This is a genomic window from Streptomyces globisporus C-1027, assembly GCF_000261345.2.
GTDB classification, from domain to species: Bacteria; Actinomycetota; Actinomycetes; order Streptomycetales; family Streptomycetaceae; genus Streptomyces; species Streptomyces pakalii.
Map to the genome: position 1 here is coordinate 1,136,260 of NZ_CP013738.1, position 25,018 is coordinate 1,161,277.

Annotated in this window: 22 protein-coding genes; 11 read left to right on the plus strand and 11 right to left on the minus strand. The window is 73.3% G+C overall.

The genetic code is table 11. The features are described 5' to 3' along the window. Window positions 1-54: 54 nt before the first annotated feature. Together WQO_RS04835 and WQO_RS04845 are read right to left on the minus strand one after the other, a co-directional pair. Window positions 55-1,473: a HEAT repeat domain-containing protein gene (locus WQO_RS04835; RefSeq protein ID WP_058953875.1), complete on the minus strand. Its 1,419-nt coding sequence runs from the start codon at window positions 1,471-1,473 to the stop codon at window positions 55-57. Window positions 1,474-1,762: 289 nt separating this feature from the next. Continuing rightward, entirely contained in the window at window positions 1,763-2,155 is a 393-nt protein-coding gene (locus WQO_RS04845) for an ankyrin repeat domain-containing protein (RefSeq protein ID WP_010057417.1), read from the minus strand. Between the two features lie 330 nt (window positions 2,156-2,485). Between WQO_RS04845 and WQO_RS04850 the strand changes: the two genes are divergently transcribed. Both WQO_RS04850 and WQO_RS04855 read left to right on the plus strand, forming a co-directional pair. Beyond that, a complete protein-coding gene (locus WQO_RS04850; protein ID WP_006123109.1) occupies window positions 2,486-2,680 on the plus strand; it encodes a hypothetical protein in 195 nt (64 codons plus the stop codon). A 37-nt stretch (window positions 2,681-2,717) separates the two neighbouring features. Beyond that, on the plus strand, window positions 2,718-4,388 hold the full coding sequence (locus WQO_RS04855; protein WP_058953876.1) for a hypothetical protein: 1,671 nt from the start codon (window positions 2,718-2,720) through the stop codon (window positions 4,386-4,388). Between the two features lie 80 nt (window positions 4,389-4,468). Here WQO_RS04855 and WQO_RS04860 read toward each other — a convergent pair whose 3' ends face one another. Then, on the minus strand, window positions 4,469-5,968 hold the full coding sequence (locus tag WQO_RS04860; protein WP_010057415.1) for an SCO1417 family PLP biosynthesis transcription factor: 1,500 nt from the start codon (window positions 5,966-5,968) through the stop codon (window positions 4,469-4,471). A 102-nt stretch (window positions 5,969-6,070) separates the two neighbouring features. Between WQO_RS04860 and yczE the strand changes: the two genes are divergently transcribed. From yczE to WQO_RS04880, 4 genes are all read left to right on the plus strand, one after another. Further along, on the plus strand, window positions 6,071-6,790 hold the full coding sequence (gene yczE, locus WQO_RS04865) for a membrane protein YczE (protein WP_010057414.1): 720 nt from the start codon (window positions 6,071-6,073) through the stop codon (window positions 6,788-6,790). Further along, complete coding sequence (locus tag WQO_RS04870; RefSeq protein ID WP_010057412.1) at window positions 6,787-7,548, plus strand: glycerophosphodiester phosphodiesterase family protein; 762 nt, start codon at window positions 6,787-6,789, stop codon at window positions 7,546-7,548. Before yczE ends, WQO_RS04870 begins: the two co-directional genes overlap by 4 nt. 47 nt (window positions 7,549-7,595) lie before the next feature. After that, the gene (locus tag WQO_RS04875) at window positions 7,596-8,969 is read left to right on the plus strand and encodes an MFS transporter (protein WP_010057411.1); all 1,374 of its coding nucleotides are present in this window, start codon (window positions 7,596-7,598) and stop codon (window positions 8,967-8,969) included. Between the two features lie 265 nt (window positions 8,970-9,234). Next, window positions 9,235-9,609 carry an RNA polymerase-binding protein RbpA gene (locus tag WQO_RS04880; protein ID WP_003959706.1) on the plus strand — a complete coding sequence of 125 codons (375 nt, stop codon included), beginning with the start codon at window positions 9,235-9,237 and terminating at the stop codon, window positions 9,607-9,609. Window positions 9,610-9,694: 85 nt separating this feature from the next. Here the strand turns inward: WQO_RS04880 and fxsA are convergent, their stop codons facing one another. The 4 genes from fxsA to WQO_RS04900 form a co-directional block, all read right to left on the minus strand. Next, the gene (gene fxsA, locus WQO_RS04885) at window positions 9,695-10,303 is read right to left on the minus strand and encodes an FxsA family membrane protein (RefSeq protein WP_010057409.1); all 609 of its coding nucleotides are present in this window, start codon (window positions 10,301-10,303) and stop codon (window positions 9,695-9,697) included. A gap of 121 nt (window positions 10,304-10,424) precedes the next feature. After that, the gene (locus tag WQO_RS04890; protein WP_030722520.1) at window positions 10,425-11,192 is read right to left on the minus strand and encodes a polyprenol monophosphomannose synthase; all 768 of its coding nucleotides are present in this window, start codon (window positions 11,190-11,192) and stop codon (window positions 10,425-10,427) included. Window positions 11,193-11,675: 483 nt separating this feature from the next. Further along, a complete protein-coding gene (locus tag WQO_RS04895) occupies window positions 11,676-13,322 on the minus strand; it encodes an amidohydrolase (protein ID WP_010057406.1) in 1,647 nt (548 codons plus the stop codon). A gap of 91 nt (window positions 13,323-13,413) precedes the next feature. Beyond that, a complete protein-coding gene (locus WQO_RS04900) occupies window positions 13,414-13,854 on the minus strand; it encodes an Lrp/AsnC family transcriptional regulator (RefSeq protein WP_010057405.1) in 441 nt (146 codons plus the stop codon). A gap of 202 nt (window positions 13,855-14,056) precedes the next feature. Between WQO_RS04900 and WQO_RS04905 the strand changes: the two genes are divergently transcribed. Beyond that, window positions 14,057-14,452 (plus strand): hypothetical protein, encoded by a 396-nt coding sequence (locus WQO_RS04905; protein WP_010057404.1) that lies wholly within the window; start codon window positions 14,057-14,059, stop codon window positions 14,450-14,452. A gap of 422 nt (window positions 14,453-14,874) precedes the next feature. Here WQO_RS04905 and WQO_RS04910 read toward each other — a convergent pair whose 3' ends face one another. Further along, window positions 14,875-16,047 (minus strand): acyl-CoA dehydrogenase family protein, encoded by a 1,173-nt coding sequence (locus tag WQO_RS04910; RefSeq protein ID WP_010057403.1) that lies wholly within the window; start codon window positions 16,045-16,047, stop codon window positions 14,875-14,877. A gap of 385 nt (window positions 16,048-16,432) precedes the next feature. On the opposite strand from WQO_RS04910, the gene WQO_RS04915 reads away from it, so the two are divergent. Continuing rightward, window positions 16,433-17,707, plus strand: coding sequence for a glycoside hydrolase family 18 protein (locus WQO_RS04915; RefSeq protein WP_058953877.1), 1,275 nt, complete (start codon window positions 16,433-16,435; stop codon window positions 17,705-17,707). Window positions 17,708-17,793: 86 nt separating this feature from the next. Here WQO_RS04915 and WQO_RS35615 read toward each other — a convergent pair whose 3' ends face one another. After that, window positions 17,794-17,946, minus strand: coding sequence for an SCO1431 family membrane protein (locus WQO_RS35615; RefSeq protein ID WP_010057398.1), 153 nt, complete (start codon window positions 17,944-17,946; stop codon window positions 17,794-17,796). A gap of 281 nt (window positions 17,947-18,227) precedes the next feature. On the opposite strand from WQO_RS35615, the gene WQO_RS04920 reads away from it, so the two are divergent. From WQO_RS04920 to WQO_RS04930, 3 genes are all read left to right on the plus strand, one after another. Then, window positions 18,228-18,827: a DinB family protein gene (locus WQO_RS04920; protein WP_010057397.1), complete on the plus strand. Its 600-nt coding sequence runs from the start codon at window positions 18,228-18,230 to the stop codon at window positions 18,825-18,827. A gap of 351 nt (window positions 18,828-19,178) precedes the next feature. After that, a complete protein-coding gene (locus WQO_RS04925) occupies window positions 19,179-19,664 on the plus strand; it encodes a hypothetical protein (RefSeq protein WP_010057396.1) in 486 nt (161 codons plus the stop codon). Between the two features lie 109 nt (window positions 19,665-19,773). Next, entirely contained in the window at window positions 19,774-21,276 is a 1,503-nt protein-coding gene (locus WQO_RS04930; RefSeq protein ID WP_010057395.1) for a PepSY-associated TM helix domain-containing protein, read from the plus strand. Between the two features lie 61 nt (window positions 21,277-21,337). On the opposite strand, the gene WQO_RS04935 is transcribed toward WQO_RS04930, so the two are convergent. Continuing rightward, entirely contained in the window at window positions 21,338-22,120 is a 783-nt protein-coding gene (locus WQO_RS04935; protein WP_010057394.1) for an SAM-dependent methyltransferase, read from the minus strand. Window positions 22,121-22,204: 84 nt separating this feature from the next. Continuing rightward, on the minus strand, window positions 22,205-24,922 hold the full coding sequence (locus WQO_RS04940) for a DEAD/DEAH box helicase (RefSeq protein WP_010057393.1): 2,718 nt from the start codon (window positions 24,920-24,922) through the stop codon (window positions 22,205-22,207). Window positions 24,923-25,018: the final 96 nt, after the last annotated feature.

Consider the following 25,018-nt stretch of genomic DNA (forward strand, 5'->3'; position numbering starts at 1 on the left):
GCCTAGGAGGAGGGTCTGACAACGACCCTCCTCCGGCATCCTTGAGCTCTGGCCTCAGACGGCCGACGCGTCCGGCCCGATCCGGCTGCGTACCGCCGTCTGGACCTCGGCCTCCTCGGCCGGGTCGGCGGCGAGACGGCGCAGGCGTTCGGCGACGCGGATGTCGCCGGTCTCGGCGTGCAGGGCGGCCACCTCGCGGGTGGTCTCCTCGCAGTCCCAGAGGCACTCCACCGCGAATCCGGTCGCGAAGGACGGGTCGGTGGCGGCCAGGGCGCGGGCGGCCCTGCCCCGCAGGTGCGAGGAGGACGTCTCGCGGTAGACGTGGCGCAGGACGGGGGCGGCGCAGCCGATGCCGAGGCGGCCGGCTCCGTCGACGAGGGTCCACAGCCGGGAGGCGTCGGGTCCGTCGCCGCGTACGGCCTCCCGGAGCGCGCCGAGGACTTGGGGAGCGTCCTGGGCGGTGCCTCGGCAGGCGAGCACTCCGGCGGCGGAGGCTCCGAGTGCGTCGGGGCGGTGGGCCCAGCGCCTGGCCCGCTCGACGGCGTCGGCGCCGGTCATCCGCTCGAAGGCGGCGATGGCCGTGTGGGCGACGGTACGGGAGGGGCTGAGGGCGGCGGCCTCGATGAGGTCGAGGACGACGGGTTCGCCGGCTTCCGCGAGGTAGTGCAGGGCGGCGCAGCGGGCGCCTTCGGGGCCGCTGCGGGCGGCCTCGACGATCTGGGGAAGGTCGTCGGGCCCGGCGACGGCGGTGAGGCAGCGGGCCGCGGGGACGTGCAGTTCGCTGCCGCGTTCCAGGGCCTGCTGGGCCCAGTCGAAGACGGCCTGGACGCTCCAGCCGGGGCGGGGACCCCCGGGGCGCATCTGGCGCTGCCATCGGTCGAACGAGCCCTGCTCGCCGGCGGCCCGGACGCGGGCGCCGACCGCTTCGCGCGGGTCGTCGGCCCACAGGCGCCAGGGTCGCGGCTCGAACGAGTCGCGTACGGCGGCGGCGAGGTCGGCCGCGCCCTGGTCGGTGGCCGGGAAGCGGGCGAGGACGGGCAGCGCGAGGGAGCGCAGGCCGGCGTCGTCGTCGCGCAGGGCCAGCTCGTCCAGGGCCCAGGTCCAGTTGGCGCCGGTCGTCGCGTAGCGGCGGAGCAGGGCCAGGGCGTCGTCGCGCCCGTAGGAGGCGAGGTGGCCGAGGACGGAGAGCGCCAGACCGGTGCGGGAGTCGTCGGTATCGATGTGGTCGTCGGGATCGGCGAGGTGCCGCTCGATCTCCTCGATACCGCCGTCGAGGTCGAGGTAGAGGCGCGCGTAGTAGAGGGAGCGGTTCTCCACCTGCCAGTCGTGGCGGGGGTCGCTCACGACGCAGTGGTTGAGGGCCGCGAGGGCCTCGGGGCGCGGTGCGGCGAGCGCGTGGAGCGTGCCGTCGCCGCGGCCCCTCTGCAGCAGGCCGAGCAGGGTGCCGCTCGGCGCTATGAACGGATCGAACATGGGAGAAAGCCTCACATCAAGCTGTCGACGCAACCGGGACTGTGCAGTGCCCCGTGCCTCTCGGCACGTGGGGGTGTCCGGGGGACACCGCTACGCCGCGCAGTGACATGATCGGCCGACCGCCGTCTTTCGCCTGGTGTAGAGCATCTTCCTCTGCCTCTCGTCGGTGGCCCTGAGCGGGCCCGCGACGTCATGATGACCCAGCCATTTCGCCACCGCGACCACATTTACGACGGACCGGTCAGCGAAGCCCACGGCGGACGCGCCCAGCGGCGCCCCCGCCGGCGTCTCACCGCGCACCGAAGCGTTCCAGCAGGTCGGACTTGCCGAACATCCGGGCCGTGTCCAGCGCGGACGGTGTTCCGGCGGCCGGGTCGGCGCCGGCGGCGAGCAGCGCGTCGATGACGGCGTCCTCGCCCTTGAAGACGGCTCCGGCCAGCGGGGTCTGGCCCCGGTCGTTGGCCCGGTCCGGGTCGGCCTCGCGGGCGACGAGGGCGGCGACCGTGGCGGCGTGCCCGTGGTAGGCGGCGAGCATCAGCAGCGTGTCGCCCCGGTCGTTGGTGAGGTTGGCGGGGACTCCGGCCTCGACGTACGCCGTGAGTGCCTCGGTGTCGCCGGTGCGGGCCAGGTCGAAGACCTTGGTCGCCAGCTCGACCACCTCGGGATCGGGGGTTTCGCTCATCGGGACGGGCCGCCTTCCTTCGACTGCTGCCACGGCTGCTCGCCGCCGTGGTTGACCTGGTGGGGAGTACGGCGGGGGCCGTACGAGTGAATCGACAGGGTACTGCTCCCGGGCCGACATGACCCGGCCCGGATGCGGCAAGGGATCATCGCGGCTGATCCCTGCCCGGCACGGACCGGGTGATGCCGCTCCCCGGGAGCCGACTTCTGTGAGCCAGTCAAGTGAAAGCGCGGGATATTCACTCGATTGCACCTTTTGTCGTATAGATACTTCCCGTGATCCTGGAAGGACTCATGGTGACTGTCCCCTTCAACCAGGAGAGAACCGCTCATGATCCTTTCCATCTCGGGCGTGGTACTGCTCGCCATCATCGTCTTCCTGTTCTTCAAGAAGGACGGGCTCAAGGCGTCCCACGCCATCGTCTGTGCCCTGTTCGGCTTCTACCTGGCCGGCACCGCCATCGCACCGAGCATCACGGCGGGCGGGGCGAGCCTCGCCGGCCTGCTGGGCGGGATCAAGTTCTGACGCTCCGCAACCGCTCCCACCCCTTCAGGAGACCGACGTGGCCCGGCGACCACTCCCCCGCATTCTGAGCAGCGGCAGCGCTTCGATCACTCGCAGCAGAGAGATCGCGCGCACGGCCGCCGACAGTGCCACCGATGTCCTCCATCCGCTGATCACGGTGGTCCGCGGACTGCGGCTGCTGGCCGTGTCAGGCCGGCAGAAGTGGATCGCCACCCCCAAGGAACGGCGTGGTCCCAAGCTGTTCCTCGGCGCGGCCTGCGTGCTGGTGGTGGCGCTCGTCCCGTACGGGCCGATCCTGGCCCTGATCACGGTGATGGGCGCTGCCGCGTGGAAGGGGCGGGAGCGGACCCCCGTGCGGACCGGGCCCGACGAGTCGGAGACCGCGCGCCTGCGGTCGCTGTACGAGGCGCTCGTGCCGTACTTCTCCACGGCCGACGACCCCGATCCGCTGTTCGCCCACGGCGGCGACTGGACGAAGGCCTTCGACGCGTACGCCTTCGATCAGGACGGGCGGCTCACCAGCCTCCGGATCTCCTACCCGGCGTACTTCATGGACGGCGAGGCAGCCGCCCGCTCCCGGATCGAGCAGCTGCTCCACACCAAGTCCGGCCGGGGCCGCGAGTACCACTTCGACTGGGACGAGGAGGCCAATCGCCTCGTCATGACCGTGCTGGACGCCCTCCCCACGACGATCGCCGCCCAGCGTTTCGTCGCCGCGCCCGGCGAGACGGTCCTCGGCTTCACCGACCCGGACTCCGTCTCGCGCACCGTCCCCGTGCGTGACGGCGACACCACGGTGGACGCCTCGCCGGTCGTCTGGCGGACCGGCGGCCGCTCCACCGAACCGCATCTGCTGGCCGTCGGACAGCCCGGCGGCGGCACCACGACCCTGGTCCGCTCGATCGCCCTGCAGGCCCTCCAGCACGGTGACGTGATCATCGTCGACGGCGGCGGGAGCGGTGAGTACGCCGCTCTCACCGGCCGGAACGGCGTCCTCGCCGTGGAGTCCGGCCTCGGCGGGGCGCTGGCCACCCTGGAGTGGGCGGCGCACGAGACGGAGCGCCGCCTGATCACCGCCAATCTGGCCCGCCAGAGCGGCCGCCCGGCACCGGACGACATCCGCCGCCCCCTGTGGATCCTGCTGGACCGCCCCGGTGTCCTCGGCCATCTCGCGGCGGCCGACGGCAGGCCCGACCCGCAGGAACTGCTGCGGATCCCGCTGCGGCACGGCCGGGCGGCCCAGGTCACCGTCGTGCTGGCCGAGCAGTTCGACGCGCTGGACACCCTCTCGGAGACCGTCCGGACCCACACCCGCGCCCGCGTTGTCCTCGGGACGGCCTTCCCGGAGCAGATCGAGGCCGTCCTGGGCGCCGGACCGCACACCACTCCGCCGCCCGAGGTCCCCGCGGGCCGCGGTTACGTCCGGCTGGGCGCGGGCCCGGTCCTGCGGCTCCAGGTGCCCGCCACCCCGGACCCGTACGACGACGCCACGAGCGACGCGCACCGGCAGGCGGTGCTCGACCTGCTGCCCGGCCGGGGCGAGGTGACGGAGGCGGCGCCCGTGCCGGAGCCCGCCGACGAGGGCCCGGCGACGGCACCGGTGCCCGTGGCCGCGGAGACGGTGGCCGTTCCGGTGGAGGCGATGGTGGCCGAGGCCCGGCCGGCCGAGCCGCTGGCGAAGGCGCAGCCGGCCGGCGCCGAGAGCTGATCCGGCGCACGCGAACAGCGCGGCGGGCGGGGAGCGGGCCATCAGGCCCGCTCCCCGCCCGCCGTCGTCGTACCGGCTCCTCAGGCCACGAAGGAACGCGGGGTGTCGGCCCCCGCGCCCGCCCCGGAGCGCACCAGGTCCACCGCCGCGGCCAGGCGTACGGCCGCCTCGTCGGCGACCGGCCCGCTCACCGTGAACGGCAGCCGTACGTATCCCTCGAAGGCCCCGTCGACCCCGAAGCGGGGGCCCGACGGCACCCGGACGCCGACGCGCTCGCCCGCCACGGCCAGCCGCGACCCGGAGATGCCGCCGGTGCGCACCCAGAGCGTCAGCCCGCCGCGCGGCACGGTGAACTCCCAGTCCGGCAGCTCCCGGCGCACCGCCGCGACCAGGGCGTCCCGGTTCTCCCGCGCCTGGCTCCGCCGGACCTCGACGGCCTGTTCCCAGCCGCCGGTGCCCATGAGCCAGTTGATGGCGAGCTGTTCCAGGACGGGCGTGCCCATGTCGGCGTAGGCGCGGGCGGCGACCAGGCTGCGGATGACGTCCGGGGCCGCGCGGACCCAGCCGATGCGCATACCGGCCCAGAAGGCCTTGCTGGCCGATCCGACGGTCAGGACCGTACTGCCGGCCGGGTCGAAGGCGCAGACCCGGCGCGGCATGTCGATGCCGGCGTCCAGGCGGAGTTCGTTCATGGTCTCGTCGACGACCAGGACCGTTCCGGCGGACCGGGCCGCCTCCACCAGGTCGCGGCGCTGCTGCTCGTCGGCGAGCGCCCCGGTGGGGTTGTGGAAGTCGGCGACCACATAGGCGAGCCGGGGCGCGGCATCCCGCAGCACCTGGCGCCAGCGGTTCATGTCCCAGCCGCCGAGCCCCTCCTGCATGGCGACCGGGACGAGGCGGGCGCCCGTCTCGCGCATGAGCTGGAGGATGTTGGCGTAACTGGGGGACTCGACCGCGATCCGTTCGCCGCGGCCGGCGAAGAGGTGGCAGATCGCGTCGATGGCGCCCATCGCGCCGGTGGTGACCATGATCTGTTCGGGCATGGTCGGGATGCCGAGGGCGGTGTAGCGGTCGGCGATCATCTGCCGCAGGGCGGGCAGCCCGGCCGGGTAGTCGCCGTGCGTGTGGGCGTACGGCGGCAGCTCCTCCAGCGCCCCCTGGACCGCCCGGGTCAGCCAGGGCTCGGGCGCGGGCAGCGCCGCGCAGCCCAGGTCGATCATCGAGCCGAGCGACTCCGGCGGCAGTGGTTCGAGGCCGCGGGCCGGCAGCGGGTTGCCGGCCGGGACGGCGGTCCAGCTGCCCGCGCCGCGCCGCGACTCCAGGAAGCCTTCGGCGCGCAGGGCCTCGTAGGCGGCGGCGACGGTCGTGCGGCTGACCGACAGGGCGAGGGCCAGTTCGCGTTCGGCGGGGAGCCGCGCGGCGACCGGAACGCGCCCTTCCAGGACGAGCAGCCGTACCCCGTCGGCGAGCGCGCGGTACGCGGGCGGCTTGCGGCCGCCAGGGCCGGTGGGCCGGGCCTGCTGCGACCGGAGCTGCCGGGCGAGCTGGGCCGCTCCCACCGTCGATGTCCACTGCGCCATCGAAATCAGTCCACCTTCCTCGAATTGGCCATAGTTGGTGGCCGATCCCCTGCCACAGAGTGACATGAAGCAGTCCACCACCACTACGTCAGGGGGCACAACGTGGCCAGGACCACCGACCGGAGCACCACTCATCTCACCCGGCGGCTGGTCCAGCTGTACGTCGGTCTGGCGCTGTACGGGGCGAGCTCGGCACTCCTGGTGCGCGCGGGACTGGGTCTGGAGCCGTGGGGTGTGCTGCACCAGGGCCTCGCGGAGCGGACCGGGATCTCGATCGGCGTGGTGTCGATCATCGTGGGGGCGGTGGTGCTGCTGCTGTGGATCCCGCTGCGCCAGCGGCCGGGGCTCGGCACCGTCTCGAACGTCTTCGTGGTCGGGCTTGCGATGGACGGGACGCTCGCAGTGGTCGGCGATCTGGACGCGCTCGGCGTCCGTATCCCGGTGATGGTGCTCGGCATCGTCCTCAACGGCGTGGCGACCGGGCTGTACATCGCGGCCCGGTTCGGCCCCGGCCCCCGGGACGGTCTGATGACCGGGCTGAACCAGATCACCGGCCGCTCGATCCGGCTGGTCCGGACGGCGATCGAGGTGGCGGTCGTGGTGACCGGCTTCCTGCTGGGCGGTTCACTGGGGGCGGGCACGGTGCTGTACGCGCTGGCCATCGGCCCGCTGGCCCAGCTGTTCCTGCGGCTGTTCGCGCTCCCCGAGGCTTCCGGCCCGGGTGTCGTCGTCGCCCCGCGCGAGCCGTCCACCCCCGCGCCGGCCGCCGGTTCCGGGCCCGTTGCCGCTCCGACGTCCGGGCAGGCCATACTGCCGCAGTGAAGCCGAGCCACCCCTACCTGGACCACCCGACGCCGATCGCCTTCGCCCATCGCGGCGGGGCGGCGGACGGTGTGGAGAACACCGTGACCGCCTTCCGCCGGGCGTCGGACGCGGGCTACCGCTACTTCGAGACCGATGTCCACACCACCGCGGACGGCCGGCTGGTCGCCTTCCACGACGCGACGCTGGACCGGGTCACCGACGCCCGGGGCCGGATCGCCGAACTCCCCTGGAGCGAGGTGAGCCGGGCCCGGGTCGGGGTCGGCGAACCGCTCCCGCTCTTCGAGGAGCTGCTGGAGGAGTTCCCCGAGGCCCGCTGGAACGTGGATCTGAAGGCAGAATCGGCGCTGGAGCCGCTGCTCGCCCTGATCCGCCGGACCGACGCCTGGGACCGGATCTGTGTCGGGTCGTTCTCGGAAGCTCGGGTGGCCCGCGCACAGCGCCTGGTGGGCCCTCGGCTGGCCACGTCGTACGGGGTAGGGGGCGTCCTGGCGCTGCGGCTGCGTTCGTACGGGATCCCGGCGCCGCTGCGGGCGGGCGCGGTGTGCGCGCAGGTCCCCGAGCGGCAGGGCCCCGTCCCGGTGGTGGACGCCCGCTTCGTCCGCACAGCGCACGCGCTGGGGCTCCAGGTGCACGTCTGGACGGTGAACGAACCGGAGCGGATGGCGGCGCTCCTGGACCTCGGAGTGGATGGCATCATGACCGATCACATCGAGACGCTGCGTACGGTGCTGAGCGAGCGGGGGGCCTGGTCCTGACGCCCGGTCCGTCCACGTCCACCGGGGACGAGCGAGGGGACGCGGGGATGAACACGGGGACAGCGGGGAAGGCCGGTACTTCGGGGCAGCCACCGGACGGCACGTCCGCCGCCGCCCGCAAGCGCGAGCAGCAGGGCTGGTACTTCTACGACTTCGCGTGCTCCGTCTACTCCACCAGCGTGCTGACCGTCTTCCTCGGTCCGTATCTGACGTCGATCGCCAAGGCCGCGGCGGACCCGGACGGCTTCGTGCACCCGCTGGGCATACCGGTGCGCGCGGGCTCGCTGTTCGCGTACTCCGTCTCGGCGTCCATCGTGGTGGCCGTGGTCCTGATGCCGATCGTGGGCGCGGCGGCCGACCGTACGGGGCGCAAGAAGCCACTGCTGGCGGCAGCCGCGTACACCGGGGCGGCGGCCACGGCCGGGATGTTCTTCCTGGACGGCCACCGCTACCTGCTGGGCGCCTTCCTGCTGATCGTGGCGAACGCGTCGATCTCCGTGTCGATGGTCCTGTACAACGCCTATCTGCCGCAGATCTCCGAGCCGGAGGAGCGCGACGCGGTCTCCTCGCGCGGCTGGGCCTTCGGCTACACCTCGGGCGCCCTCGTCCTGGTCCTCAACCTGGTCCTGTACACCGGTCACGACTCCTTCGGCCTCGCGGAGTCCGACGCGGTGCGGATCTGTCTGGCCTCGGCCGGTGTGTGGTGGGGCGCGTTCACCCTCGTACCGCTGCGCCGGCTGCGCGACCGCCGGGTGCGGCCGGACGGCGAGGGGGCGGTCGGCTCCGGCTGGAAGCAGCTGCGGGCCACCCTGCGCGACATGCGGCGCCACCCGCTCACGCTCTCGTTCCTGCTGGCCTATCTCGTCTACAACGACGGGATCCAGACGGTGATCTCGCAGGCCTCGCTGTACGGCTCCGAGGAGCTGGGCCTGGACCAGACGACGCTGATCGTCGCGGTGCTGCTGGTGCAGATCCTGGCGGTGGCGGGGGCGCTCGGCATGGGGCGGCTCGCCCGGACGTACGGCGCGAAGCGCACGATTCTGGGATCGCTGATCGTGTGGACCCTGATCCTGCTCTCGGCCTACCTGCTGCCCGCCGACGCGCCGGTGTTCTTCTTCGTCCTGGCGGCGGCGATCGGCCTGGTGCTGGGCGGGAGCCAAGCCCTGTCCCGGTCGTTGTTCTCGCATCTGGTGCCGCGCGGCAAGGAGGCGGAGTACTTCTCCGCGTACGAGATGAGCGACCGCGGACTGAGCTGGCTGGGGCCCCTGGTGTTCGGCCTGGCGTACCAGCTGACCGGCAGCTACCGGGACGCGATCATCTCGCTGGTGGCGTTCTTCGCCCTCGGCGCGGTGCTGCTCGCGCGGGTCCCGGTGAGGCGTGCGGTGGAGGCCGCGGGCAACCCCGTGCCGGAACGGATTTAGACGTTGAAGTCAAAGGCCGGTAGTATACGTCTTTGGCCTGCCCGGAGGACCGTTACTGCCAGTGGAAACGGCTCAACCGTTGAGTGACAACATCCACCAGAGGTTACAAACCGGGCATGGGCGGGTACTCAACCCAGATAAAGCAGCGGCACGACGGGCGACGTATGACCCGCAACGGGAATCTTTACCGCCGACCGGACGTTGACCGGATGACGACGACAGCGACATTTTGTCCTGTGGGCGACAAGCCCGGGAGGCACGATTCATGAGTGAGCGAGCTCTCCGCGGCACGCGACTTGTGGTTACCAGCTACGAGACGGACCGCGGCATCGATCTGGCCCCGCGCCAGGCGGTGGAGTACGCATGCCAGAACGGACATCGATTTGAGATGCCGTTCTCGGTAGAGGCAGAGATTCCGCCGGAGTGGGAGTGCAAGGCGTGCGGCGCCCAGGCACTCCTGGTGGACGGGGACGGCCCCGAAGAGAAGAAGGGCAAGCCGGCGCGCACGCACTGGGACATGCTCATGGAGCGGCGCACCCGCGAGGAGCTGGAAGAGGTGCTGGCCGAGAGGCTGGCGGTTCTCCGTTCCGGAGCCATGAACATCGCCGTGCACCCGCGGGACAGCAGGAAGTCTGCCTGACCGCGTAGCACCGCACAGCATCACGAGCCGCGGGCCGTGACACAGAACGTGTGTCACGGCCCGCGGCTCGTGTGCGTACGCCCCCTCAGGGCGTGAGGGGCGGGCGAGGCCCCTGGGGGCCGTCGTCGGGCCCGCCGGACGCCCGGGGGCCGTCCTCGCGGATGACCTCGCCCTGGACGACCTTTCCGTCCGGACGGTGCATCCGGGCCTGCTGGAACGCGTCCCCGAGGCTGCCGGGCGTCGCGGCCCGCATCCGGCGTTCCAGCGAGCGCTCCGCGTACCGGCTGATCATGGTGCGCACCGGCGGGACCAGCAGAAGCAGTCCGGCCGCGTCCGAGATCAGTCCGGGGATCAGGAGCAGCAGCCCGCCCAGCATCAGCAGCCCGTTGCCCCGGGTGCCCTTGCCGCCCGCGGGGGCCTCCGGCGGCGTGGCGGGAGCGCCGGGCTGTCCCGGCATCTGCTGGAGGGTCTCGGTGAGGTTCTTGAAGGCGCGCCGGCCGGCGCTCTTGATGACCACGGCGCCGAGCACGGCTCCGGCCACCAGGATCAGCAGGACCGTGAGGCCGCCCGCGGCCGAGGCGACCAGGGTCAGGAGCCAGATCTCCAGGACCAGCCAGGCGGCCAGGGCCAGCGGCAGGAATCTACGGGCGCGCGAGCGCCGGGGACGGGTCGGGGGCGGAGTGCCGGTCGTCATGCCCCCAGTGTGCCCGTACCGGCGTGCAAGCGGCGTAAGGGGGTGATCATGAAGCGGACCGGTCGGGCGGGCGACCGGGCGCGAGTCCCGGCGCCGCCCTCGGCCGCGGGCCCCGGAGGTGTCAGAGGGTCTTGCGGCCCAGGACCTTGTTCGCGCGGGAGGTGATGCCCCAGCCGGTGACCCGCCAGAGCGCCTCGACGAGGATGTCCCGGCTCATCTTCGAGTCGCCGATCTCCCGGTCGACGAAGGTGATGGGGACCTCGACGACGTGGTAGCCCGCCTCGACCGCGCGGCGGGCGAGGTCCACCTGGAAGCAGTAGCCCTGCGAGGCGACCTCGCCGAGCCCGAGGCCGTTCAGCGTCTCGGTGCGGAAGGCGCGGTAGCCGCCGGTGACGTCCCGGACGGAGAGGCCGAGGGCGAGCCGGGAATAGAGGCTGCCGCCGCGCGAGATGACCTCGCGGCTCTTGGGCCAGTTCACGACGCGCCCGCCGGGCACCCAGCGGGATCCCAGGACCAGGTCGGCGCCCTTGAGCGCGGTGAGCAGCCGGGGCAGCTCCTCGGGCTGGTGGGAGCCGTCGGCGTCCATCTCGACGAGGACGCCGTAGCCGTGCTCGGAGCCCCACGCGAAGCCCGCGAGGTAGGCGGCGCCGAGCCCTTCCTTGCCCTTGCGGTGCAGGACGTGGACCTGGTCGTCGGCCGCCGCGATCTCGTCGGCCGCCTTGCCGGTGCCGTCGGGGCTGTTGTCGTCGGCCACCAGGATGTCGGCGTCCGGGACGGCGGTGCGCACCCGGTCGACGATCGGCTTGATGTTCTCGACCTCGTTGTAGGTCGGAATGATCACCAGAACCTTGCCGAGCGGGCCGAACTGCCTCTGACCGCCGTCGTTCACTACTGCCCCTTAGAGTCCGAACACAGGGGGACACCATATCCAGCGCACCGGCCGGAAGGTCGCGCCCCCACGGGGGAACTGCGGATCGGGGCCCGGCGCCCTTCGGGCCGACCTGGGACCCGCTGGCTGCGGGTCGACCGAAAGCCGTTGTCTACTGAACGTCCGGGCCCCACCCGGATCCCACCCTCCGCCGGCTGAATCCTTCCCTCGCCCCCGAGGCGCGGGCGCTGAACCTGGCTGTCAGCGGTGGTGCGCCGGTGCGGCACACCGCCTCATGACCCAGCGGCGTTCGACGACTACGTGGAGGTTTAACCGGTCGGACGTCCTGTGGTGGACCCGGCCGAACCTACCGGCCCGTGGGCGCTTTCTGTCAACACCTGTGCGACCTGCGACTTTTACCGAAATGGCCTGGTCAGTGCCGAAGCGGCGCAGGTCGTGGACCGGTGATCGGGCCATCGATCGGCGGTACGAAATGTCCCGACGTCACTCGTTCGGTCGCACGTAGACCGTTTGTCCGAGGACCACGGTCCGCAGGCAGACGGGCAGGTCGGCCCCGGGAGTCAGGTCCGGCAGGCCGGGTGTGCCGGACCGGGGGTCGGTGGACCAGCGGGCGACCCGGTCGTCGGGGGCCTGGACCAGCAGTTCGGAGGTCCGCCAGACGGCGTAGTCGGCGGGGGCGCCGGGCACCAGGAGGCCCGCGTCGTCGCGGCCGATGGCGCGCCAGCCGCCCCGGGTGTGGGCGGTGAACCCGGCGCGGACCGAGACGCGGTGCTCCGGGGTGCGGTGGTGGGCGGCGGCCCGCACGGTGCCCCAGGGGTCGAGCGGGGTGACGGGGCTGTCGGAGCCGAAGGCGAGCGGCACTCCGGCGCGCAGCAGCGCGGCGTACGGGTTGAGGGAGGCGGCCCGCTCCGCGCCGAGGCGTGCGGCGTACATCCCGTCCGGGCCGCCCCAGGCGGCGTCGAAGGCGGGCTGGACGGAGGCGGTGAGGCCCAGTTCCGCGAAGGCGGCGATCGTCTCGGGGGTGAGCATCTCGGCGTGTTCGACACGGTGCCGGGCGGCCCGGATCCGGTCGAGGCCGAGCGTCCCGGCCACGGCCCTGACCCCGTCCACCACGGCGGTGACCGCTGCGTCGCCGATGGCGTGGAAGCCCGCCTGGAGGCCCGCCTCGGTGCAGGCGGTGACGTGGGCGGCGATCCGGGCGGCGTCCAGGTGGGCGGTGCCGGTGTGCGGGGCGTCGGTGTAGGGCTGGTGCAGGCAGGCGGTGTGCGAGCCGAGGGAGCCGTCGACAAACAGGTCTCCGGCCGCGCCGATCGCGCCGAGTTCGCGGATGCGACGGGCGTCCTTCTCGTCCGCGATCTCCTCGGCCCAGAGGCCGAAGACGCGGGGTCCGGGCCGCTCGGCGGCGAGGGCGAGGAGGGCGGTGAAGTCCTCCTCGTCGGAGATCTCGGGCCCGCCGCACTCGTGGACGCTGCCGATGCCGAGGGAGACGGCGTGGTCGAGGGCGGCGCGCTGGGCGGCGGCCCGCTGGGCGGCCGGAAGCGCGTTGTGGGCGGCGGCCCGCACCGCGTGGTGGGCGTCGCCGGTGAGCGGACCGTCCGGGTGATACCCGCTCATCGTGGTGACGCCGGGGACCAGGTCCAGCAGGGCCGTCGTGACGACCGCGGAGTGCACGTCGATGCGCGGCAGGTAGAGGGCCCGGCCGCCGGCCGCCTCGTCGAGTTCGGCGCGTGAGGGGTGCCGCCGCTCGGGCCAGCGGGCGGCGTCCCAGCCGTGTCCGAGCAGGACGTCCCCGGAGGCGCGGCCGTGGCCGAACGCCCGGACGAGGCCGAGCGCCTCGGGCAGGGTGCGGGCGCCCGAGAGGTCGAGCCCGGTCAGGGCCAGGCCGGTGGCGGTGGTGTGCACATGGGCGTCGGTGAACGCCGGGGTGACCAGGGCGCCTTCGAGGTCGACCACCTCGTCCACGCCGCTCGCGAAGGCGTCGGCGGCCCCTTCGGACCCCACCCAGGCGACGTGCCCGCGTTCGACGACCATCGCGGTGGCGAACGGGTCGGCGGGGCTGTGGACGTCTCCGCCGCGCAGCAGGACGGTGCGGTGGTCGGGGGTGCTCTGGGGGGCGGTGCTCTGGCTCATGGGACCAGTCTCGCGCCTGGCGGGGGCCGCCCGGACCGCGGCCCCCTCCGGAGGGGCGGGGTCCCGGACCCGGACCTGGAGCTCCGCGGCTTCAGATCCGCGGGGGCCGGGCCTCGTACGGGGTGGACAGGACGACCGTGGTCCGGGTGGACACGCCGGCGAGCGTACGGATCCGGGTGAGCAGGTGCTCCAGCTCCAGCGGGGTCGCCACCCGCACCTTGAGGATGTAGTTCTCGTCCCCGGCGACGCTGTGGCAGGCCTCCAGTTCGGGCACCCCGGCGAGCCGTTCGGCGATGTCGTCGGGGGCGCTCGGGTCGAACGGCTTCACCGAGATGAACGCGGTGAGGGGCAGCCCGACGGCCTCGGGGTCGACGACCGCGGCATAGCCGCGGATCACCCCGCGCTGCTCCAGCCTGCGGACACGCTGATGAACCGCCGAGGTGGACAGGCCCGTGGCCTTGCCCAGGTCGGTGTAGCTCATCCGCCCGTCCTTGACGAGCAACTCAACGATCTGACGGTCCAGCTCCTCCATGCGGATCAACCTATGGCCCCGGGCACCGCTCGGCACAGTCGCACGGGTCACGGAACGGCACCTGCGGGCGGCATGTGACGAACGCCACAGGTTCGCGGGTCGGTAGCGGACCGCCTCGCGGTTATCGGCCACCCGCGGCGGGAAGTGCTTGCTGTGGCCGAGGCCGTGTCGCCTTGTCGGCCCACCCGAGGGGGGAATTTCCATGCAGAGCCTGAAGCTCACCGAACGCACCGAACCGGAGCCTGTCGATCCGGACGACGACGGTTTCGACGCGTACGACATGTTCGAGATGTTCCGGGTGATCTGCCCGGACTGCGCCCAGCCTATCGCGCTGCTGGCCGACGAGGACGTCCTGCCGGAGCACGCCCGGTGCCCCACGCCGTGGAACCCCTTCGTGCTCACCGTCTGCGCCGGGACCGGCCGCGGCGCGAGCGAGGCCCGGCCCGCGGACGAGACGCTGGAGCTCCAGGAGCAGGAGGCCGGGCTGCTGCTGACGCTCCCCCAGGGCCTCGACTGGCGGATGCAGCCCTTCTCGCACGCCGGAGGTCCCGGCTCCCGCCCGCTGCGCGTGCCGCGGATGCGGCGCGAGGCGGCCTGACCCGCACCCCGTACGTCCTGCCCAGCACCACGACGGCCCGCCGCCGTGGTGCCCGCGGGCTCCCCCGGCCCTCGGCCCGGGACGTGGGCCCCGCGAACGAGCGCTCGAATCGACGGGACAGTTACCCCGGCCCGCCCCGAGGCGTTGGCCCCGTATGACCACGCTGCATTCACCAGTCGGTTCGGGTCGCCGCCGGCTCGCCGCACCCGCCCCCGAAGAATCGGTTCCGCAGCCGGGAACGCCCGCTCAGCCGCTGCCCCGCTCCACGGGGAACTCACCCATGGGAGCCCCCGTGGATCCACCGATCTACAGCGCTCTGCTCAGACAGTGGGAGAGTGCCGGAAGAACCGTGCCGGGGCGCCGCGACCCGGAGTGGACCCAGGCCGCGGCCCTGCCCGCGTGGTCGGAGGGGCCGCTGCGGTTCAGCGCGTCTCGGGGCCCGCGAGGTGGCGTGCGATGACCATGCGCTGAATCTGGTTGGTGCCCTCCACGATCTGGAGCACCTTCGCCTCGCGCATCAGCCGTTCGACCGGGAAGTCGAGCGTGTAGCCGTATCCGCCGAGCACCTGGACAGCGTCGGTGGTCACCCGCATGGCAGCGTCCGTGCAGAACAGCTTCGCCATGGCGGCCTGCCGGGAGAAGGGCTCCCCCGCGTCCCGCAGCCGTGCCGCCTCCAGATACAGCGCCCGGCCGGCCTCGATCTGGGTGGCCATGTCGGCGAGCATGAACCGCAGCCCCTGGAAGTCCGCGATGGGGCGGCCGAACTGGCGCCGGTCGGTGGCGTAGCGGACGGCCTCGTCCAGGGCGGCCTGGGCGACCCCGATGGCACACGCGGCGATGCCGAGCCGCCCGGAGTCGAGGGCGGACAGGGCGATGGCGAAGCCCTGGCCCTCCTCGCCGATGCGCCGGTCGTCGCCGACCCGTACGCCGTCGAAGTGGAGCTGGGCGGTGGGCGAGCCCTTCATCCCCATCTTCTTCTCGGGGAGGGCGGCGTTCAGCCCTTCGGCGTCGCCGGGCACGAGGAAGGCCGTGATGCCACGGGCACCCTCGACGCCGGTCCTGGCCAGCACCGTGTAGAAGTCCGCGACCCCGCCGTGGGTGATCCACGCCTTGGTCCCGGTGATGACCCAGTCGCCCCCGTCCCGTACGGCCTTGGTGCGCAGCGAGGCGGCGTCGGAGCCGGAGGCGGGCTCGGAGAGGCAGTAGGCGCCCAGCAGGCCGCCGGAGAGCATCGCCGGGAGGTGCGCGGCCCGCTGCTCGTCGGTGCCGTATCCGGCGAGCGCGTGACAGGCGAGCGAGTGGACGCTGACGCCGAGTCCCACGGTGAGCCGGGCGGCGGCCAGTTCCTCCAGGACCTGGAGGTAGACCTCGTAGGGCTGGTCACCGCCGCCGTGGTCGGAGCCGTACGGGAGTCCGAGGAGTCCGGACTCGGACAGGAGGGTGAAGACCTCGCGGGGGAAGACGCCCGCTTCCTCCTCCTCGGCCGCCCGGGGAGCGATCTCCTTGGACACGATGTCGCGGACGAGCGCGACGAGCTGCCGGGACTCCTCGGTGGGCAGACGGCGTTCCACCGGCTGCGGGGCACGGTCGGACATGACGGCGCTCTCCTCCCTGTCGGGCGTTGCGGCGGTCGCGCGCTCGGGGTGGGAGAGGCGCCGCCGGGTGATCTCCCGGAGATGGTCCCGGGAAAAGCAGACTGCGCAGCCGATCCTGCCCTCCCGGGTCACGGGTGGCGCGGTCATCGGCTGTGGCGGGTTGAGTATGCCCGATCGGACGCCCTCCGTCACGGGGGCAAAAGGCAGGTCGGAGGCGTGAAGAGGGCAGAAACGATCAGCGAATTGGTCCGAACCATTGACCCAACTGGTCTAGTCCTTCTACGGTTCCCCCCAACACCAACCGCGTTCATGTCAAACCGGGCGCACCTGCCCGGTGTTCGGCCAGCACCCCCCACGCACCAGCCCTCCCCCACGAGGAGCCACGATGCTCAAGCTGCACCGTCCCCGCGCCCGGCTCCGGGCGCTCGCCGCGGCCGCCTGTACGGCGGCCCTCGGCGCCACCCTGCTCGGCGTCGCGGGCACGTCCCCGGCCGGCGCGACCCCCACCGCCCGGTCCGACGCCGCCGCCGCGAAGGAGGCCGCCCCCACGGCCGCCGCGGGTGACAAGGTGATCGGATACTTCACCAACTGGGGTACGTACGACCGCAATTACCACGTCAAGAACATCGAGACGTCGGGTTCCGCGGACAAGCTGACCCACATCAACTACGCCTTCGGCAACGTGACCGGCGGCAAGTGCCAGATCGGCGACTCCTACGCCGACTACGAGAAGGCCTACACCGCCGAGGAGTCGGTCGACGGGGTCGCCGACACCTGGGACCAGGAACTGCGGGGCAACTTCAACCAGTTGCGCAAGCTGAAGAAGCTCCACCCCGACCTCAAGGTCCTGTGGTCCTTCGGCGGCTGGAGCTGGTCCGGCGGCTTCGGTGAGGCCGCGCAGAACCCGGCCGCGTTCGCGAAGTCCTGCTACGACCTGGTGGAGGACCCCCGCTGGGCCGATGTCTTCGACGGCATCGACATCGACTGGGAGTACCCCAACGCCTGCGGGCTCACCTGTGACACCAGCGGCCGCGACGCGTACGGCAACCTGCTGGGCGAGCTGCGCAAGGCCTTCGGGAACGACAACCTGATCACCTCGGCGATCACCGCGGACGGCTCCGACGGCGGCAAGATCGACGCGGTGGACTACGCGGGGGCGGCGCAGCACCTCGACTGGTACCTGCCGATGACGTACGACTTCTTCGGCGCGTTCTCGGCGCAGGGCCCGACGGCCCCGCACTCCCCGCTGACCTCCTACCCGGGCATCCCGTCGGAGGGCTTCAACTCCGACGCCGCGATCTCCAAGCTGAAGGGGCTGGGCATCCCGTCGGAGAAGCTGCTGCTGGGCATCGGCTTCTACGGCCGCGGCTGGACCGGCGTCACGCAGTCCGAGCCGGGCGGCAGCGCGACGGGCGCCGCGCCGGGGACGTACGAGGCGGGCATCGAGGACTACAAGGTCCTCAAGGACAGCTGCCCGGCCACGGGCAAGGTCGCGGGCACGGCGTACGCGCACTGCGGGAACAACTGGTGGAGCTACGACACCCCGGAGACCATCGGCACCAAGATGACCTACAAGAACGAGCAGAGCCTCGGCGGCACGTTCTTCTGGGAGCTGAGCGGTGACACGACGAACGGCGAGCTGATCAAGGCGATCGACTAGCCGGCCGCGCGGCTGTGGGGGGTGGCGGTTCGCCACCCCCCACAGCCGTTTCCGGCGGCAGTTCGACGCCGGGCCCAAGACACCTCCTAGAGCAGGCCGAGCTGGGTGACGAGCATCGCGAACACGACGACGAAGGCCCAGCCGGCGATGTGCTCCATCAGCTTCGAGCCGTCCTCGGGGCCACCGGTACGGGCCCGGCGGGCGTGGTGGGCGTTTCCTGCGGCGCTGGTCGCGGTCATGGGCGTCTCGCTCTTCGTACGGCTGCGGCAGGGGCCCCGCCCCCTTGGTGACCCGACCAGCGTGCCAGCGCCGGGGCCCGGACAGAACGAGATCCCGGTCACGGCGCGATGCGGCCCGGGGGACGGGTGCCGTACCGCTCCCCCGTCACGGCACGGAAAAGCCGCCGCGCCGGGAGCACGGGGCCGGGGTCCGCTGTGGGCGACGCCACAGCGTGGCGCCCCGCGATCCCGGCACGCGAAATCCCGGTGAACCCGGTCGGGCCGCCCGACATGCTGGGCCCATGAATGCATCAGCCCCCAAGGACATCCTCCGCCTCTACCTGCAGGCCGCCCGTGACGCCCTGCTCTGGAAGCTCGACGGGCTCTCGGAGTACGACATCCGCCGCCCCCTCACGCCCACCGGCACCAATCTGCTGGGCCTGGTCAAGCATGTGGCGAGCGTCGAACTCGGCTACCTCGGCGATACCTTCGGGCGGCCGTCCGGTGAGGCGCTGCCCTGGGTCGCGGAGGGCGCCGAGGCCAACGCGGACATGTGGGCCACCCCCGAGGAGTCGCGCGAGCAGATCGTGGGCCTCTACCGGCGGGCGTGGGCCCACGCGGACGCGACGCTCGACGCGCTGGAGCTGGACACGGTCGGCCGGGTGCCCTGGTGGCCGTCCGGCCGCGACGACGTGACGCTGCTCCACGCCGTCGTCCGCGTGACCGGCGATACGCACCGGCACGCCGGGCACGCGGACATCCTGCGCGAACTCATCGACGGGGCCGTCGGGATGAACCAGGCCAACACCGGCGTCCCGCCGGGCGACGCGGCGTACTGGGCAGGCCACCGGGAGCGACTGGAGCGGGCCGCCGTGGCCGCCGGGAAGAAGCACGGGGGCTGAGTCCCCGGCGGGGGGGGGGGAGACCTCGCGGGGACGGCCGGGACTGCGGTGGGCCTGCGGGGTCGGGGCTCGGGCACCGGCGTCGGTGCCGGGCTCCTTTCCGGATCCCAACACTGCGGGAACTTTTTCGGCCATCCGGCCGACTACTGCCCCATGGGAAGAGACCGCGGCACCGAGCCGCACGCCGTACCCCCCGCCGAGCCTCCCGAGGCGGCTGGCTACCTTGTGTCCATGCGTGCACCGGGCGGCCTGCCGAGGCGAGCGGCCAGGGGCCTGCTCTGCGGCTCGGCGTGCCTGGCCCTCGGTGCCGCGAGCCATGTCGCGGCGGGCGGGCGGCTGCCCGGCGCGGGGGTGCTCGCGCTCCTGTTCCTCGCTCTGACCGTGCAGGGCGCCCTGCTGCTCGGCGGGCGGAAGCGGCGCTTCGACGTCGTGGTGCCGGCGCTCGGGGCGACCCAGTTCGCCCTGCACAACGCGTTCCACTTCCTCCCGGCCCCCGGTGGCGGCACGCACCCCGGGATGCCCGCCGGGCACGGGCACCAGCACCACATGGCCGGGGCGTCCGGGGACCCCGGGGCCGCGCATGCCATGGACGCCGGGATGATCCTGGCCCACGCGGCGGCCACGCTCGGGGCGGCCCTCTGCGTGCTGTACGGGGAGCGGGTGCTGCGACGCCTCGGCGCGCTGCTCGCCCCGCGCCTCGTCCTCCGGTCCGCCCCGTCCCTCCCCTGCCCGTCCCGGTCGCGCCCGGTGCCGCCGGTGGCGGCGCGGATCCGGTTCGGGGCGCTCCTCGCCCGGTCCCGGTCCCGGCGCGGGCCGCCCGTGGCGGCCTCCGCCTGACCTCTCCCCTCACCTGTCCCGACGCCGGAACCGCTCCGGCGTCCCTGAGGCATGCGTGCGGGAGCCGTCGGGCGCGCGTCCGTCACCGTCCGCCCTCCGAGGAGCATCCATGTCCCACAGAACCGAAGAAATACCGCAGAACGAGGAAGAGCAGAACGAGGGAGAGGGGAAGGCCCAGGATTCGGCTGCCGGGAGACCGGGCGGCCCCGCGAAAGCCACGTCCGGGCGGCCGCGCCCGGCCCGCTCCTGGGCGGAGGTGCGGCATCTCCTGGTCCGGCTGCACTTCTACGCCGGGGTGCTCGTCGCCCCCTTCCTGGTGGTGGCCGCGCTGACCGGGCTGGCCTACACGCTGACGCCCCAGCTCGACCGGCTCGTCTACGGCGACCAGCTCCGGGTCGACCGGGTCGGCGACGACGTGCGCCCGCTGGCAGAACAGATCGCCGCCGCGCGGGCCGCGTACCCCGAGGGCACCCTGGCGTCGGTGATCACTCCGCCGGGCCCCGAGGACACCACCCGGGTGGTGCTCGCGGTGCCGGAGCTGGGCGAGAACCAGCGCACGGTGTTCGTCGACCCGTACACCGCGGAGGTGCGGGGCGAGCTGACGACCTGGTTCGGGTCGACACCGCTCACCACCTGGCTCGACGACCTGCACCGCAATCTCCACCTCGGCGAGACCGGCCGCCTCTACTCCGAGGTCGCCGCGAGCTGGCTGTGGGTGGCCGTCGCGGGCGGCCTGGTGCTGTGGCTCGGGCGAGCCCGGGGGCTGCGCGCCAGGTCGGCCCGCGGTGTGCTGCTTCCGGACCGTACGGCCAAGGGGGTACGGCGGACCCGCGGCTGGCACGCGGCCACCGGGGTGTGGCTGGCGCTGGGGCTTCTGTTCCTGAGCGCCACGGGCCTCACCTGGTCGAACTACGGCGGCGAGCGGTTCGGACGGCTGCTGGACGCGGCGAACGGCAACGCCCCGGCCCTGGACACGGCGCTGCCGGGCGCCGACGCCCCTGCCGAGGACCACTCGGAGCACGCCGGGCACGGCGGTTCCGGCGGAGCGAGTGCCGACGCCGATCCGGCGGACTTCGACGCGGCTCTCGCGGCGGCCCGGGGCGCGGGTCTCGGCGGGATCGTGGAGGTGACGCCCCCGGCGGACGCGGCGAGCGCCTGGGTCGTGGCGCAGACCGACAACACCTGGCCGGTGCACTACGACCGGGTGGCCGTGGACACGACGAGCGGCGAGATCACCTCGCGCACCCGCTGGGCCGACCACCCGGCCCTGAACAAGCTCAGCAAGCTGGGCGTGCAGGGCCACATGGGGGTGCTGTTCGGGGTCGTCAACCAGATCGTGCTGGCGCTGATCGCCCTCGGTCTGACCGCGGTGATCGTCTGGGGTTACCGCATGTGGTGGCAGCGGCGGCCCACCCGGGGCGACCGGCCCGCGCCGGTCGGCAAGGCCCCCGAGCGCGGGGCGTGGCGGCGGATCCCGCTGCCCGCCCTCGTCCTGGGCATCCCGGCCGTGGCGGCCCTGGGCTGGGCGCTGCCGGTCCTGGGGGTGACCCTGGCCGGGTTCCTGGTGGTCGACGCGGTGGTGGGGGCGGTGCGCCGACGACGTACCGCCTGACGGTGACGGGGTGAGGCTCCCGGGGCCGGCGGCGAGGAACGCCGGCCCCGGGGACGAACCGTCACTTGCGGCCGACGCCCGCGTACATCGCGACGTCCGGCGTCGGCGTCGGGGCCCGCCACGCGGAGCACGACACCACGCCGGGCTCCAGCAGTTCCAGGCCGTCGAAGTAGCGCTCGACGGCGTCCGGGGTGCGCTGCGTGAGCTTCGGGGTGCCGTGCTCGTTCCAGAACGCCACCGCCTCGTCGACGTCCGGCATGTCGGGGTGCGTGACCGTGTGGGAGAGGACCAGGTGGCTGCCGGGCGCGAGCGCGTCCATGAGCCGGCGCACGATCGCGTACGCCTGCTCGTCGTCCTCGATGAAGATGACGACGCCGAGGAGCATCAGCGCCACCGGCTGCGAGAGGTCGAGCGTCTTCGCCGCCGCGGCCAGGATGCCGTCGACGTCGCGCAGATCGGCGTCCAGGTAGTCGATGCGCCCCTCGGGCGTCCCGACCAGCAGCGCCTGGGCGTGCGCCAGGACGAGCGGGTCGTTGTCCACGTACACGACACGGGCGTCGGGGGCCACACGCTGGGCTACTTCGTGGGTGTTGTCGGCGCTGGGCAGCCCCGTTCCGATGTCCAGGAACTGCGTGATGCCCTCCTGCTCGGCCAGATGGCGCACCGCCCGCCCCAGGAACAGCCGGTCCGCCTTCGCGTAATCGCCGATCCCGGGGTGCAGCGCCCGGATCTCGTCACCGGCCGCCCGGTCGACCGGATAGTTGTCCTTGCCGCCGGTCCAGTAGTTCCAGATGCGGGCGGTGTGCGGCCGGGTGGTGTCGATACGCGATTCGATGTCGGTCACACGTTCAACATAGCGCGCCCCTCTGGCAACTCCGTTACGCCGGGGGCGCTTTGCTCACATCCGGTCCGGCCGCGGCCGCCCGGGTCAGACGGGCAGCGCCGCGTACGTTCCGAGCCATCCCGACGCCAGCCGGTCGCCACGGGTGAAGACGGCCGCGCCCCGGCATCCGTCCCCCGCACCGGCCGGGCCGGCGGGCGGCAGGAGCAGCGTGGTCTCCTCGCCGTCGGCGATGTGCAGCGTCGTGGTCGCCCCGCTCCACAGGCGGATGGCCGCCCCCGGCGGGGCCCAGACGCGGACTTCTTCGCCCTGGAGGGTGAGGCGGGTTCCGGTGACCCGCTCCGCGAGGAGAGCGCGGTAGCCGTCCCGGGAGATGGCGCAGTCGCCCGGCGGCGTCGTGCCGTTCCAGTCGGGCGCGTCGATGCCGCGGGCCCGGGCCGCCTTCCACATGCGGGGGACGAGGCCGGGCGCGAGCGGGGCCGTGGCCATGCGCTCGCACATCCAGAGGAGGCGTCCGGCTCCTCGGCCGGCCCCCAGCGTGCGCCAGCGGATGCGCAGCGAGAGGTCGGCGGCGACGACGGCCACCCACGGGTGGACCGTGCCGAGGGGGCCCTGCGCACCGAGCCAGGCCAGGTAGCGCCGGGCCTCCTCCAGGATGCCGGTCATGGAGTCCACGGGGATGCCCAGGACGTACGCGGGACGGCCGCGGAAGAGGGCGGGCCGGTGCGCCGCGAGGAGCAGGACCGCGCGGGCCAGGTCTCCGGCCCGGGGCCGCTGTTCGTCCTCGGCAGGCGCCGGTGCCTCCGCAGGGACCGGCCGCCGGGGGGTGTCCGGCTCGTCGGCCGCCCGTCCGGTCTCCCGGAGGGCCGCGCGCAGGGCCGTCTTCGCCCGCTCGGTGAACGGCGCCTGTTCGAGTACGGGCAGGCAGGTGCTGAGCAGGTCCGCGAGCAGGTTCTCGGCGGCGAGCGGGTCGTCGGGCACCGGGGCCTGCCGCAGTGCCGTCGCCAGGTCGTCGGCGAGCACGGCGTCGACCATGAAGCGGCTGGTCAGCCGGCCCAGCGCGCTGGGCTCCAGCCGGTCCTCGTCGGCAGCGGGCCGCAGACAGCCCACCGAGGCGAGGAACTTCGCCGCCTCGTGCAGCGGTTCGACACTGTCGTGGCCCTGGTACGCGGCGAACGTCCCGGCCCACCAGCTCCCCGCCTCTTCGAGGGTCGACAGCCGCTGCTGCACGGCCTCGGCGAGGCGATGGTCGGCCACGTGGTCGGCCAGACGTGACCGCACGGTGTATCCGGCGGCCAGCCTCGCCTGCCAGTGGGCCCGCTCCGCCGGGTCGGTGAGCAGGAACGCCCAGCCCTCACGCTCTCCGGCGCCGATGCGGCCTGCGCGGCCGAACATCTGCTGGACCATCGACACCTCGACGCGGTCCATGCCGAGGGTGGTGTCGCTGACGATCACCGCGCGGGCGGGCAGATTGACGCCCGCAGCCACCGTGGAGGTGGCGACCAGGACATCCGCCTCGCGGGCCCGGAAGGCCTGTTCGGCCTCCCGCTTGTACGGCCAGTCCCGGTAGTGCAGCCGCACCCCGGCCCCGGTGCACAGCCGCTCCACGGCTTCGGCGTCGTCCGCGTCCACGCCGACGGTGGAGACGCCCCGGTCGGCGGCCAGCGCGAGCGCCGTCGAGCGCACCCGGCGCTTGCTCCCGCAGAAGACGAGGACGCTGCCGCCGCCGTCGGTGACCTGCCGGGCGATCCGCACGGCGGCCCCGGTACGGACGGCGGCCCGCGCCGCCCAGTCCGTCTCGTCGACCGGGTCCAGGAGGGGCAACTGCCAGGTGAGCCGGGTCGGGCGCCAGGTGGTGCGGACCAGGCGGGCGCCCAGCCACCGGGCCACCTCCTCCGCGTTGGCGACCGTCGCGGACAGGCCGACGATGCGGGTGCCCGCGCTGTCCTCCCGGACGCGGGCGAGCAGCGCCTCCAGTACGGCTCCGCGCGTCGGGTCGCCGAGCAGATGGATCTCGTCCACCACCAGGCAGCCGACCTCCGCGAGGGCGTCCCGCAGCGAGCCCGCGCGGCAGATCGCCTCGAACTTCTCGGTCGTGGCCACCCAGACGTCGGCCGACCGGATCAACTCCGTGTCCACCGCGGCCTCGCCGGTCAGGCGCACCACCCGCAGCCCACGGCTCCGCCACAGCTGGAGGTCACGGTCGAGTTCGTCGGTGAGTGAACGCTGCGGCACCAGCCAGGCCGCCTTGCGCCCGCGGGCGTAGGCCTCCAGCGCCGCGACCATCCCGATCGGGGTCTTCCCCGCGCCCGTCGGCGCCACGACGACCAGATGCTTCTGACCCTCCAGCACCACCGGGACGGCGGCGGCCTGGACCGGGTTGAACGACGGGTGCGGCAGCAGCTCCGCCCAGTCCGCCGGCACCAGGGCGCCGACGGGCACGTAGGTGTCGGCGTCGCCCTCCGGCAACTCCTCCAACGCGTCCCACTGGGCGGCGAAGGCGTCCCGGGCGGCGACCGCCCAGGGCCCCGCCGCCGGGGCCGCGCCCTGGGGAACCGCGACCAACTCCGTACGGCCGCCGGTGTCGTTCACCGTGCCGACCTGCTCGGCCTCTTCCCAGTGGCGGCTGACGCGGTACGGGACGTCACGCTCCTTCAGCCAGCCCCGCAGCTCCTCGTACTCCGGGCCGTCGGGGAGGATCACCCGCGCGTCCTCGGCCGCCGCGAGCGCCGCTTCGGCCGGGCGCCACGTCGGGTCGGCGGCCTTCCACCACGCCAGGGCGCGCGGCTCGGCCCCCTCGGGCACGGGCAGGTCCTGGGGGCCATGCCGGGCCGCCGCCCGCGCGTGCCCCCGGCCCCGGCTGCGCCGGAACCTTGGCGATCGCCGTGATCGTGAGCCCCG

Excerpts from the sequence above, each read along its gene's own strand:
- WQO_RS04835 (WP_058953875.1), bottom strand. The coding sequence starts at position 1,473 with ATGTTCGATCCGTTCATAGCGCCGAGCGGCACCCTGCTCGGCCTGCTG.
- WQO_RS04845 (WP_010057417.1), bottom strand. The coding sequence starts at position 2,155 with ATGAGCGAAACCCCCGATCCCGAGGTGGTCGAGCTGGCGACCAAGGTC.
- WQO_RS04850 (WP_006123109.1), top strand. The coding sequence starts at position 2,486 with ATGATCCTTTCCATCTCGGGCGTGGTACTGCTCGCCATCATCGTCTTC.
- WQO_RS04860 (WP_010057415.1), bottom strand. The coding sequence starts at position 5,968 with ATGGCGCAGTGGACATCGACGGTGGGAGCGGCCCAGCTCGCCCGGCAG.
- WQO_RS04875 (WP_010057411.1), top strand. The coding sequence starts at position 7,596 with ATGAACACGGGGACAGCGGGGAAGGCCGGTACTTCGGGGCAGCCACCG.
- WQO_RS04880 (WP_003959706.1), top strand. The coding sequence starts at position 9,235 with ATGAGTGAGCGAGCTCTCCGCGGCACGCGACTTGTGGTTACCAGCTAC.
- fxsA (WP_010057409.1), bottom strand. The coding sequence starts at position 10,303 with ATGACGACCGGCACTCCGCCCCCGACCCGTCCCCGGCGCTCGCGCGCC.
- WQO_RS04895 (WP_010057406.1), bottom strand. The coding sequence starts at position 13,322 with ATGAGCCAGAGCACCGCCCCCCAGAGCACCCCCGACCACCGCACCGTC.
- WQO_RS04900 (WP_010057405.1), bottom strand. The coding sequence starts at position 13,854 with ATGGAGGAGCTGGACCGTCAGATCGTTGAGTTGCTCGTCAAGGACGGG.
- WQO_RS04905 (WP_010057404.1), top strand. The coding sequence starts at position 14,057 with ATGCAGAGCCTGAAGCTCACCGAACGCACCGAACCGGAGCCTGTCGAT.
- WQO_RS04910 (WP_010057403.1), bottom strand. The coding sequence starts at position 16,047 with ATGTCCGACCGTGCCCCGCAGCCGGTGGAACGCCGTCTGCCCACCGAG.
- WQO_RS04915 (WP_058953877.1), top strand. The coding sequence starts at position 16,433 with ATGCTCAAGCTGCACCGTCCCCGCGCCCGGCTCCGGGCGCTCGCCGCG.
- WQO_RS35615 (WP_010057398.1), bottom strand. The coding sequence starts at position 17,946 with ATGACCGCGACCAGCGCCGCAGGAAACGCCCACCACGCCCGCCGGGCC.
- WQO_RS04920 (WP_010057397.1), top strand. The coding sequence starts at position 18,228 with ATGAATGCATCAGCCCCCAAGGACATCCTCCGCCTCTACCTGCAGGCC.
- WQO_RS04930 (WP_010057395.1), top strand. The coding sequence starts at position 19,774 with ATGTCCCACAGAACCGAAGAAATACCGCAGAACGAGGAAGAGCAGAAC.